The organism is Kangiella sp. (assembly GCF_048265365.1).
Classification (GTDB): domain Bacteria; phylum Pseudomonadota; class Gammaproteobacteria; order Enterobacterales; family Kangiellaceae; genus Kangiella.
Genome location: NZ_JBLXBT010000001.1, coordinates 1,086,101 through 1,098,183, shown reverse-complemented (window position 1 = coordinate 1,098,183; position 12,083 = coordinate 1,086,101). Strand labels below are relative to the sequence as shown.

The 12,083-nt window shown below is 44.7% G+C and carries 9 protein-coding genes and 2 tRNA genes; 5 read left to right on the top strand and 6 right to left on the bottom strand.

Annotated features, from left to right (window positions below; translation table 11 throughout):
• Positions 1-62 precede the first annotated feature (62 nt).
• A complete protein-coding gene (locus ACN0VI_RS05095) occupies positions 63-1,271 on the bottom strand; it encodes a hypothetical protein (protein ID WP_417445993.1) in 1,209 nt (402 codons plus the stop codon).
• 303 nt (positions 1,272-1,574) lie between these two features.
• On the opposite strand from ACN0VI_RS05095, the gene ACN0VI_RS05090 reads away from it, so the two are divergent.
• The 5 genes from ACN0VI_RS05090 to ACN0VI_RS05070 are packed head-to-tail and all read left to right on the top strand — an operon-like array spanning position 1,575 to position 6,843.
• Positions 1,575-3,251: an ABC transporter substrate-binding protein gene (locus tag ACN0VI_RS05090; RefSeq protein ID WP_417445992.1), complete on the top strand. Its 1,677-nt coding sequence runs from the start codon at positions 1,575-1,577 to the stop codon at positions 3,249-3,251.
• Positions 3,251-4,210, top strand: coding sequence for an ABC transporter permease (locus ACN0VI_RS05085; protein WP_417445991.1), 960 nt, complete (start codon positions 3,251-3,253; stop codon positions 4,208-4,210). The genes ACN0VI_RS05090 and ACN0VI_RS05085 overlap by 1 nt, the downstream gene beginning before the upstream one ends.
• Positions 4,207-5,070, top strand: coding sequence for an ABC transporter permease subunit (locus ACN0VI_RS05080; protein ID WP_331891918.1), 864 nt, complete (start codon positions 4,207-4,209; stop codon positions 5,068-5,070). Before ACN0VI_RS05085 ends, ACN0VI_RS05080 begins: the two co-directional genes overlap by 4 nt.
• Before the next feature lie 4 nt (positions 5,071-5,074).
• On the top strand, positions 5,075-6,055 hold the full coding sequence (locus ACN0VI_RS05075) for an ABC transporter ATP-binding protein (protein ID WP_331891920.1): 981 nt from the start codon (positions 5,075-5,077) through the stop codon (positions 6,053-6,055).
• Positions 6,055-6,843, top strand: a complete 789-nt coding sequence (locus ACN0VI_RS05070; RefSeq protein ID WP_331891921.1) for an ATP-binding cassette domain-containing protein — start codon at positions 6,055-6,057, stop codon at positions 6,841-6,843. Before ACN0VI_RS05075 ends, ACN0VI_RS05070 begins: the two co-directional genes overlap by 1 nt.
• A gap of 66 nt (positions 6,844-6,909) precedes the next feature.
• On the opposite strand, the gene ACN0VI_RS05065 is transcribed toward ACN0VI_RS05070, so the two are convergent.
• The 5 genes from ACN0VI_RS05065 to lon all read right to left on the bottom strand — a co-directional run bounded on the left by ACN0VI_RS05065 (position 6,910) and on the right by lon (position 12,077).
• Positions 6,910-8,823, bottom strand: a complete 1,914-nt coding sequence (locus tag ACN0VI_RS05065; RefSeq protein ID WP_417446577.1) for a SurA N-terminal domain-containing protein — start codon at positions 8,821-8,823, stop codon at positions 6,910-6,912.
• 188 nt (positions 8,824-9,011) lie between these two features.
• Positions 9,012-9,088 (bottom strand) — tRNA-Asp (locus ACN0VI_RS05060).
• 47 nt (positions 9,089-9,135) lie between these two features.
• A tRNA-Val gene (locus tag ACN0VI_RS05055) sits at positions 9,136-9,211 on the bottom strand.
• A 13-nt stretch (positions 9,212-9,224) separates the two neighbouring features.
• The gene (locus ACN0VI_RS05050; RefSeq protein ID WP_015780967.1) at positions 9,225-9,497 is read right to left on the bottom strand and encodes an HU family DNA-binding protein; all 273 of its coding nucleotides are present in this window, start codon (positions 9,495-9,497) and stop codon (positions 9,225-9,227) included.
• A 171-nt stretch (positions 9,498-9,668) separates the two neighbouring features.
• Positions 9,669-12,077 carry an endopeptidase La gene (lon, locus tag ACN0VI_RS05045; RefSeq protein ID WP_417445990.1) on the bottom strand — a complete coding sequence of 803 codons (2,409 nt, stop codon included), beginning with the start codon at positions 12,075-12,077 and terminating at the stop codon, positions 9,669-9,671.
• Positions 12,078-12,083: the final 6 nt, after the last annotated feature.

Genomic DNA, 12,083 nt, shown 5'->3' with positions numbered 1-12,083 from the left:
CAACAGATAACTTTAACTTATATATTCATACAAGACGTTAAATAGCTTTAGAAACTCCGTGATTAAAAGTTGATACTACCGCTTAACTTTATGTATTTTGGGCTTTGGAAAGTATATGGAACCAAGCCCCTGGCATCTAAATCCATGGATTGAGACAAAGAATCTTCGAGGTGCGCAGCACCTATCAAATTCATTAAATCAATACGTATAACTAATCCGGTTTTATTCCATCTTGTCTGATATTGAAGCCCAATATCGAGTGTTGTGTCCTCAAACTTGAAATTGTTAACAGGTGATGATTCAAGAGCGAACTGACTTTCTTGCTTATTCACATTAGCACCTACGGTCCAATCCTCAGCAAAACGCACTCCACCGTATAGTGAATATGAGCTGGTTTCGAACGGTGTTACTTGTTCACTTAAATCAATAGCTTGCTGCCGATAAAGGCCTTTACTCTGCTCCATAGAAGCTCCAAGAGCAAAGTTGTTGCCGAGCTGGCGACTTATCTTGATTTCTATACCTTCAAGATTCTGCTGGAAGCCTTCAATCCCGGAAAGGTTAGACATCAGGTTGATTGACTCAGGCGCACCATCCTGATTGAAATCATATAGGAAGCGATAACTGGAACTATTCTTATCCTGCATTTGAGCAAGAGCAGTTTCAGTAGTCACCAAATCAAAATCAGACTTAAGGTAACTGATAGTGACATCCCAGCCCTCATAAACCTCTTGGTTAAAACCAAAAGCTAAGGAGCTTGCATCCAACTGCTTAGCATCGAATACTGAATTGACAGGATTTTCAAAGCTTACTGATACAGGCACAGTTTGCTTGCCATAATTAACAAAAAACTGTGATGTTTGGTTAGGCAACTCATAACCCGCTGAAATTTTAGTACCGAGGGATTCGGATACATTAGAGTTTGATAAGTCGAGTGAAACTAGCCATTCACCTTGAGCATCATTTTTAATGCTAAAAGATACGGGATCGCTTTTTGCTAAGCTTGAGCCTAACATGTCAAACTCATTGTTAGGTAATACGCTAACGCTGATATCGTTTGCAGACACGCGAATACTTTGGTCGTCGATCACAAAAGGCGACCTTCCCAACGATCTTGGGGATGCTATAGGATTCAATGTTAATAAATCATGGCTTATGATTGAATCACCTGGCAGAACCTCTTTCGCATAGCTACTTAGCGCAAAAGAAGCCACTAACGCTACAACCATACCACTCACTACAGGCGCACGAAACCATTTAGATTTTCGACTCATAATCATTGCACAACTCTTTATTAAGTATTTGTAGACTAGCTAAAACTCCCTTTGCGGCCTAAAAACTCCTTACCGTTCAATAAGTTAAGTCAGAACACTCCACTTAAAGCTTATTCATTAGGCCGTAGTCCAGTATAGGTAAATGCTTGATTCCTTTCAACTTACATAGTTGTAAAATTAGGTAAACCTCACATGTTTGATGCCTAACTTGCTGTATTTGGTCAGATTATTGATTCACTTACCTATTCATGCCAATTTAACATTGGTATGATTGTCACTACCAACACAGGGCATTCTTGCTGCATGAGCATAAAGCAAACCACTAAATCAATAATCAGCGCGCTATTTTGCGGCCTTATATGTTGGTCTTGTCAGCCCAATCCTGACCTTCAGTTAGCAAAAGACAGTAATGATTTGTTGGTCTACTGCTCAGAGGGAAGCCCCGATGCCTTCAACCCTCAGTTGGTCAGCTCAGGCACATCCTATGATGCTACCGCTCATACGATATACAACCAGTTGGTAGCTTATACTCCTGGCACAACCAACATTGCACCAGGTCTTGCTGCCTCATGGCAGATTAGTGACGATGGAACCCGTTATCGCTTTCAGCTTAGAAAGAATGTGTTCTTTCATGGCAATGACATTTTCACACCAACCCGCCCGTTAAACGCCGATGACGTCATTTTCAGCTTTAATCGCCAACGATTAAGCGAACACCCCTTTCATACCGTTTCCGGTGGTCGCTATCCCTATTTTTATTCTCAAGGTCTTGATCAGCTAATCCTGGATATTAAGAAAGTTGATGAGTATCAGGTAGAGTTTATTCTTTCGCGTCCAGAAAGTCCTTTTCTTGCAATTTTAGCCACTCCCTTTGCCTCGATACTATCAGCTGAGTATGCTGATTTACTGCTGGCTCAAGGTCGGCCTGAATGGGTTGATAGCAAGCCAATTGGAACGGGGCCATACCGGCTTAAACGCTACGAACCTGACTCTCATATCCGTTACGAGGCGTTTGATAACTATTTTGCAGGACCAGCCAATATCGAAAACCTGGTTTACTCTATTACTCCTGATGCGGCGATGCGCTTTGCCCGCTTTAGTGCTGGCGAATGCGATATAATGAGCAACCCTTTACCGGTACACTTAAGAATCGCACGCCAAAACAAGTTCTCTATTCTGGAAGTACCTGGCCTGAATGTTGCCTACTGGGCTTTTAATGTGGAAAAGCCACCTTTTCATGATCCTAAGGTTCGCAAAGCACTTTCCATGGCGATCAATCGCGATGCGATTTTAAAAGCCGTCTACGACAGGCAGGCCCAACTCGCTACCAGCCCTATTCCCCCCTCATCCTGGGCCTTTAATAAACAAGTCACCAGAGTTCGCCATAACAGTCAGCAGGCAAAACAATTATTAGCAGAGGCTGGCTATGAAAACGGGTTTTCTATTGATATCTGGGCAATGCCTATTCAAAGAGCCTATAACCCTAATGCGCGAAAAATGGCTGAAATGATGCAACAGGATTTAGAAAAAATTGGTGTTAAAGCAAGAATCATCAGCTATGAATGGGGAACCTTTCTTGCCCGTGTTAGTCAAGGGCTACACCACAGCGTATTATTGGGCTGGAATGCAGATAATGGCGACCCCAGTAACTTCCTCAACCCGTTATTGAGTTGCGCGTCAGCTAGAAGCGGCAATAATTACGCAAGATGGTGTCATCCAGAATTTGATCAGCTTATATTGAATGCCAGCAAATCTTCAGACCTTGAGCAACGTAAAGAGTATTACTTCAAAGCTCAAACCTTATTCAAAGAAGAGTCTCCCTGGTTGACTATTGCGCATGCGAATAAAAGTTTGCTGAGCCAACAAAACGTCAAGGGGTTAGTCATCTCTCCGGTGGGCAATATTGAATTTGATAAAGTATCGCTGGGTTCCACTCCCTCTACGTCCAGTTTGTCGGCCTCAGAAGAGGAGGCTCACTGATGTTAAAGCTCCTGCTCAAGCATGTCACAACGCTAATCATGAGCTTGTTTGGTTTAACCCTGCTGACGTTTATACTCAGCCAGCAAGGAGATGAAGCACTTCATCGCTACCAAAGTGAGAGTTTCATTGGCCAGTATAGCGAATACCTTCAATTCTTATTCGCTGGTGACTGGGGCTATTCCAGCATCCATAACCGCGACGTACTAAGCGATTTTCTGATTCACTTCCCGGCAACCATTGAGTTGGTCTTATTGGCTTTACTGTTTGCGATAGTGCTGGGATTGACTCTTGGCATCATGGCTGCCAATCGACGAGGCAAGTGGTTAGACAATGGCTTAATGGGAATGACTTTAGTTGGTTATTCTATGCCTATTTATTGGTGGGGGATGTTGCTGGTGCTACTGTTCTCTCTGACTTTAGGCTGGACGCCAGTAGCTGGTCGAATTGATTATGCATACGACATAACGCCCATTACCCGCTTTATGTTAATCGACACCCTGTTGAACCAGGCGGAATATGGGCTCAATGCATTTTTTAACGCATTGCTACACCTAATACTCCCAGCCATTACCTTAAGCACTATCCCAATGGCCATTATCGCCAGAATGACACGCTCTTCGCTGCTAGGCGTGCTTAAGGCAGAATATATCAGAACAGCCCGCTCTAAAGGTTTAACTCAGCAAAGGATCGTTTGGGTGCATGCGCTGAGAAACGCAGTGTTGCCGATTTTAACCATCAGCGGTGTGCAAATTAGCATCATCATGTCTGGAGTGATTATCACCGAATATATCTTTGCCTGGCCTGGTGTGGGTAAATGGCTACTCGAAGCCGTATCCCGTCGCGATTTTGCCAGTATTCAGGCTGGAATATTGGCTCTTTCCCTGATGGTCATTGCTTTTAACCTTGCGCTCGACCTATTGGCTAGCTACATGAATCCCCGACTCAGGAGGCCTTCATGACACTTTCCAATACCAAGCTGGCCTGGCACGTTTTTAGTCATAATAAAAGTGCAATGACCGGTAGCTTAATTTTACTTGTCATCTTATTGATGAGTCTGGTGGGCCCCTGGTTTGCTCCGCATGACCCCGCCCAACAGTTTGGCGACAAGATTCTGACCCCACCGCTTTGGTATGAGAATGGCGACTTTGTAACGCCGCTAGGTACTGATGACCTGGGCCGCGACATGTTATCGCGCCTACTTCATGGCGCCCGCCTATCGTTAAAGTTAACCCTAATGGTGGTATTCGCAGCTGCTTTTATCGGTATTATGCTCGGTGCAGCCGCAGCCTTTCTTAATTCTGGCCTGCGTGCATTGCTCATGCGTTTTATGGATCTACTGCTGTCACTACCTTCCTTGCTACTGGCTATCGCGATTGTGGCCATCATAGGTCCAGGCTTACCCAACGCAGTTTATGCAGTTGTCATTGTTTTGATTCCACAGTTTGTCAAAGTGACGCAAAGCGCTATATCCGAGGAGCTTGGCAAAGATTATGTCATGGCGGCAAAATTAGATGGCGCCGGGCACCTACGCTTATTACTCCATCATGTCTGGCCTAATATAGTCCCAGCCATTATTGTTCAGCTAACTTTTAGCTTTTCAACCGCACTTTTAGATATTGCTGCGTTAGGTTTTCTGGGCCTTGGTGCACAACCACCGATGGCAGAATGGGGAACCATGCTTTCAGAAGCTAGAGCTTTCATACAGTTTGCGCCTTGGACTATGACTTTGCCCGGCCTCGCCATTTTCTTGACGGTACTTTCAATCAACCTGGTGGGTGACGGGCTTCGTGATGCCTTTGATCCACGTCTCAATAGGTAACTTGATGAGTTTATTACAAATTGAAAACCTCAATGTTGACTTCGTTACCGACGACGGATTAGTCATGGCTGTTGACCATGTCAAATTAAACATTAATGAAGGCCAAGTTGTGGGGGTTATCGGTGAGTCTGGTTCCGGCAAAAGCGTTATGGCGTTGGCAATTGCCGGATTACTCTCACCAGCAGCAAGAATGCAAGCTGACTTGTTTACCCTGGACGGCCACGATTTAACTCGCATGTCAGTGGCTGAACGGCAAAAACATATAACCAGTAACATCTCAATTATTTTTCAGGAACCCACATCGAGTTTAAATCCTGCCTTAACCATCGGCTATCAACTCGATGAGACTATTCGCTTTCATGAAGGCGGCACCCCGAAACAACGTAGAGAGCGTGCGCTGGAATTATTAACACAAGTTGGGATAATGGATGCCAGGCGTCGTTATAAAGAGTACCCGCATCAATTGTCTGGAGGGCTGAATCAGAGGGTCATGATTGCCATCGCACTGGCCTGCCAGCCAAAACTATTAATTGCTGATGAGCCAACCACTGCGCTAGATGTTACTGTTCAGTCACAAATTCTGGACCTGCTGTTAAAAGTTAAAGAAGAACATAACATGGCGTTAATGCTGATTACCCACGACTTTTCAATTCTGGCAGAAACTACCTCAAAAGTTCACGTTATGTATTGTGGAGAGATTGTTGAGTCTGGCAGAACTTATAATCTATTAAGCCACCCGTACCACCCGTATACCAAAGCGCTGCTGGATAGCGTTCCTCATTTTGGAATGCGCTATAAGAAAGGACGCCGCCTGTTTAATCTTCCGGGTTCAACACCGCCCATGACCCACTTGCCTGTTGGCTGTTATCTTGGACCTCGTTGCCCCTATGCTGGCAAGAAGTGCGTTCAACATCCCGAATTAAGGAATATAAAAGGTCGCCAGGTTCGCTGTCACTTCCCTCTAATTGAGGAGGATAAATCCTGATGCCTAGTCTGCTATCCGCCAAGCTCATCCGCAAATCTTATAAGGTGTCAAATAACCCCTTTAAGCAGCGTTATCTTGAAATTCTAAAAGGAGTAAGCTTCACTTTGAACCCAGGACAAACTCTGGCAGTAGTCGGAGAATCGGGCTCTGGTAAATCAACTCTAGCTCGAATCTTGGTTGGAGCTGAAAAACCAGACAGTGGCGAACTACTGTTTGAGGGTAACAATATACTGAAAAATTCATCCTTTAGTTGGTATCAAAATATTCGGATGATCTTTCAGAATCCAGCAGCCTCATTAAACCCAAGAGCAAGCATAAGGCAAAGTCTTGAAGAACCGCTCATCAACGCCAGAATCGGCAATAGCCAAGCTCGTAAGGACCGCATAACTGAAGTGCTCGAACTGGTGGGCCTCAGACCTGAGTACGCCGATCGATATCCGCATACATTCTCTGGCGGTCAAAGGCAGCGTATCGCCATTGCCAGAGCTTTAATGCTAAACCCTAAGGTGATCATTGCTGACGAGCCGGTCTCAGCGCTAGATGTTTCTGTCCAGGCACAAATAATTAACCTGTTACTCGATTTGCAGGATCGATTAGATTTAGCTTATGTGTTTATCTCGCACGATCTTGGGCTAGTTCAGCACTTTAGCGACAAGGTACTGGTTATGCATAACGGTGAGCAAAAAGAATATGGGCGCGTGGGAGAAGTATTTAGCCAACCCCAGTCTAAGTACACTATAGAGCTTTTAAACGCTTCTGCCAGCTACCGAAGAGCTCTTGAGAAATAATCTCTAACTATTAAGAGCAAAAAAAAAGCCACTCTAGTAGAGTGGCTTTTTTAGTACCTTCAAATATTACTCTGAAATTTCTGACTTATCTCTAAAGGTTTTCATTAAACCTTGAAGCTCGGCCTGAGCATTAACATTTGCCAAGCGCTGAGCAATTTGCTTACGAGTTGCCTCATCCATAGTACTAACATCCGGATAATGAACTGCCTGCACTTCAATAACTGCAAAGTCGCCATTAAATAATGGCTCAACAGCTCTTACTACCTTGCCTTCTTGTGGCGGCTGCAAGGCAAAGATAGCGTTGGAGAGGTCAAATTGCAACGAAGAACCGCGAGCCTTCAATGCCTCACTTTCGGTCCAAGTGAACTCTTTAGACGCTAACAAGTCCTCAACAGACCCTCCAGCTTCTAGCTCAGCTAAGACCTGCTCAGCGTAGGCTTTCGTGGCATCAGCAATCTTCTCTTCTTTTAAAGTCTCGACTACAGCTTCTTTAACTTCTTCCAAAGGCTGAACCTGCGCCGGCTGATAGTCTTTAACAGTCAGGTAAACAATATCATCCTGACCTAGCTCTATCATATCGCTAACCTCTGTTGACTCGAGAGTAGAGGCAGAAAAAGCTTTTTCAAGGAACACCGGGTTAGCAGCAATACCTGTCGCAGAATTTTCACTAAACAAGCCTGTTTCTTGAATCTCAAGCTCAACCTGCTCAGCAAAATTCTCAAGGTCATCACCATACTCAAACAATTTTTCGTTTAAAATGGCCTGTTTTTCAAAGAATGTTTTTTGAGCCTGTTCAAGAGCCAATTGCTCCCGGATCTCATCTTGTACGTTTTCAAGCGGAGATACATCGGCTTCTTTTTTATCTACTAACTTAATAATGTGATAACCGAATTGAGTTTCAACGACATCGGTTACATCACCGACATTCTCCAATGCTAAAGCGGCAGCCTCAAACTCAGGCACCCAACCAGTACCGGAAGGGTTGTCATCTGATGTTGGCACGGCATCAACCCAATCTAGTTGACCACCATTCTCACCACTGAATGTGTCGCTGGAGTATTCTTTTGCCAGCTCAGCAAAATCGGCACCCTGCTTAATATCACCTAGCAAGCTTTCAGCTTTAGTCTGAGCATCATCGATAGAGCTATCAATCAAAATATGAGCCACTAAAACCTCTGCTGGATCCTGATAGCTAGCTTTATTCTGCTCATAATATGAAGTGATTTGCTCGTCGGAAACCTCGGCTATAAGATCTTGGCTAAGCTCTGCAAGAGACAAGCGAACATAACGCAAATTAACCATCTCTGGTTGCTCAAATTGAGTCTGATTTTGCTCGTAATATTCTTTTACCTCACTATCGGAGACATCGACCGAATCCACAAAGGCCTCGCGAGCCACTCGTACATAGCCAACATCACGAGTCTGCTCCTGAAGTTGATAGTAGGCTTCAACTTCATAGCTCAAGGCAAAATTACTGGCACCAACACCTTGCTCCAATTGCTCCTGGGCAATTTGCTGACGCGCAAACTGGCGAAAACGTTCTTCAGACCAACCTTGCTGAGCCAAAATCATTTTGGCTTGGTCAGCTGAGTAAACCCCACCTATCTGGAATGCTGGGAATTCTCTGGCCCAAGCCTTAATCTGCTCATCCGAAGCCGTCAGTCCTGCCTTTGTCAAATTGACTCGTAAAACTTGCTCAGAAATAAGTTGCTCTTTGATTTGTTGACGCAGCAATTGTTGACTAGCTTCTGTTGCATACTGCTGGTCAAACTGGTCACCCATTTGACGACGTACATTATCCACTCTTTGCTGAATCTGGGCATTAGTAATCTCCGCCCCTTCAACTTCAGCGACCTTATCTGGGTTACCGCTAAACAAAGTACCTGTGAAATAGCCTGCGAAGATAAAGAAAATAATGATGATAAATAACACCACCTTCATTATTGGCCCTTGCATGCTTTGCTGTATTCTTTCCAACATCATGGCTGAAATTACCTATTTGTTAAATCTTCAGTCCGAACTGTAATCTTTAATTGTTATTCAAACAATGGAGTTTAGCAAAGGTTATAACTGCTTTAATTAAACCCTTGCGATGAAAGCTTACTTTTCTAGCTAGCCCATAGACATCAAGATAAAAAAAACGCGCCTGTAGAGGCGCGTTTAGTTTCTGGCGGAGCGGACGGGACTCGAACCCGCGACCCCCGGCGTGACAGGCCGGTATTCTAACCAGCTGAACTACCGCTCCTAAATTGTCGTTTTACGGACGCCATGCCCTAAAGTATCTTAGAATCATGGTGGGTGGTACTGGGCTCGAACCAGTGACCCTCGCCTTGTAAGGGCGATGCTCTCCCAACTGAGCTAACCACCCGCAAAAACGGCGGCTAGTTTACCGCGTCTTTAAGAGCTTTGCCAGCTTTAAAACCAGGAACTTTTGCAGCCTTAATCTGAATAGTTTCACCTGTTTTTGGGTTACGGCCTGTACGAGCAGCACGTTCTTTAACAGCAAAAGTACCGAAACCAACTAGAGATACTTGCTCGCCTTTTTGTAATGAATCCGTTATTGCGCCTAACATAGAGTCTAGTGCACGACCTGCAGCTGCTTTAGAGATATCCGCGCCGGCTGCGATAGCGTCGATTAGTTCTGATTTATTCACTCACTTTCCCCTTTTTATTTCGAGTAATTAGAAGTACAAAAAATAAGCAGTAATTATTAGCGTTCTACTGCACAACTCAAGGTCTGCTGTTATATCAACTGAGCCTTTTATGTGTCAAGAAAATTTCCGACAATCGGCTAAAAAGCCCACTAATTGCGGGCTTTTTGAGCATTAGTGAGCATGTAGCTTGTCTTGCTCTTCGCCTTTTGCAGTTTCTGCATCAGCTGTTTCTGCGACCGTTTTAGTGATTGGTTCAGGCGGACGCTCCAAAGCGATATCAATAACCTCATCAATCCACTTGACACAAACTATCTTCAAATCCTTCTTAATATTCTCTGGAATATCAGCAAGGTTACGTTCATTTTCTTTCGGGATAATCACTGTTTTAATACCGCCTCTATGGGCTGCCAACAGCTTTTCCTTGAGTCCGCCGATTGGTAGAACTTCGCCTCTCAGGGTGATTTCACCGGTCATGGCTACATCCTTTCTAACCGGAATATCAGTCAAACTTGATATCAGTGCTGTACACATGCCAATACCGGCACTTGGACCATCTTTGGGAGTCGCTCCTTCAGGTACGTGGATGTGAAGATCCTTTTTTTCATAGAAGTCGGGCTCAATACCTAACGCCAGGCAACGGCTTCTTACCACCGTCAAGGCAGCCTGAATCGACTCCTTCATAACATCACCCAGTTGCCCGGTATATGTTGTTTTTCCTTTACCGTTAACAACAACCGACTCAATGGTTAGCAATTCACCACCCACCGATGTCCAGGCAAGTCCAGTAACCTGACCAACCTTGTTCGACTCTCCAGCACGGCCATAATCGAACATTTTAACGCCTAGGTACTGATCGAGATTCTTCTCATCAACCTTCACCGTTTTCTCTGGCTTCTCCGCTAACAATTGTTGTTTGACTGTTTTACGGCATACCTTAGAAATTTCACGCTCCAGATTCCGCACCCCAGCTTCGCGGGTGTAGTAACGGATAATACCTGTGATAGCCGAATCATCCATCTTCAACTCGCCTTTCTTAAGACCAGCATTTTTCATCTGCTTAGGTACCAGATAACGTTTTGCTATTTCGAGCTTTTCGGCTTCGGTGTAACCAGGAATTCGAATCACTTCCATCCTATCCAGTAAAGGTGCTGGAATATTCATCGAGTTCGAGGTAGCAACAAACATTACCTCGGATAAGTCATAGTCAACTTCAAGGTAGTGATCATTAAAGGTATGGTTTTGCTCTGGGTCTAAGACTTCTAACAATGCAGAAGAAGGATCACCACGCATGTCCATAGCCATCTTATCGATTTCATCGAGCAAGAATAGCGGGTTTTTGACGCCGACCTTACTCATTTTCTGCATCAGCTTGCCTGGCATAGCACCAATATAGGTGCGGCGGTGGCCACGTACTTCGGCTTCATCACGAACGCCGCCTAGAGCCATACGAACATACTTACGGCCAGTGGCGCGCGCTATTGACTGCCCCAGAGAGGTTTTACCCACACCAGGAGGACCAACCAAACAAAGAACCGGCCCTTTTAGTTTTTTTACCCTTTGTTGAACGGCTAAATATTCAAGAATACGATCCTTGATCTTTTCTAAACCATAGTGGTCGGCATCCAAAGTCTCTTCAGCGTGCCTCAAATCATGCTTAACACGCGTCCGTTTCTTCCAAGGCATACCCAGCAGCCAGTCGATGTAGCCGCGCACGACGGTCGCCTCTGCCGACATTGGAGACATCATTTTCAGCTTCTTCAATTCAGCTTCGGCTTTTTCCTTAGCTTCCTTGGACATTCCTGATTCTTCTATGCGAAGTGCGATTTCTTCGTGCTCAGAAACCGTTTCCTCGCCCTCGCCCAACTCTTTCTGAATCGCTTTTATCTGTTCATTCAAATAGTATTCACGCTGATTCTTTTCCATCTGTCCTTTAACGCGACCGCGAATACGCTTTTCGACTTCTAACAAATCCATCTCACTTTCCATCTTAGCCATCAATTGCTCAAGACGGTCAGAAACATTTTCCATTTCAAGGATTTGTTGCTTGTCTTCAATTTTTAGCGACATATGCGCTGCAATACTATCAGCCAGGCGACTTGGATTTTCAATTCCAGACAGCGTGGTTAAAATTTCGCCCGGTACTTTCTTATTTAACTTTACATATTTGTCGAAGCTGCTTAAGGCTGCACGTGACAAAGCATCGGCCTGATCACTATGCTCAGCATCCGATGGGATAAGCTCTATCTCAGCGACAAACATCGGGTCAGTATCAACGTAACGCTTCACTTTCGCTCGCTGCACACCCTCAACTAAAACTTTAACATTGCCATCAGGCAGTTTAAGCATCTGTAGAATTGTCGCGACACAGCCATAATCATAGATTTGCTCAGTATCAGGCATATCCTCAGTGGCTTCACGTTGAGCAACCAGCATCACCTGCTTGTCGCCATTAGTCGCCTCTTCTAAGGCCAGGATTGACTTCTCGCGACCAACAAACAGTGGAATCACCATATGTGGAAATACCACGACATCTCGCAGTGGCAGCAGAGGAAGTTGTTTGGTAGTAGTTTCTGTTTGCATGAATTA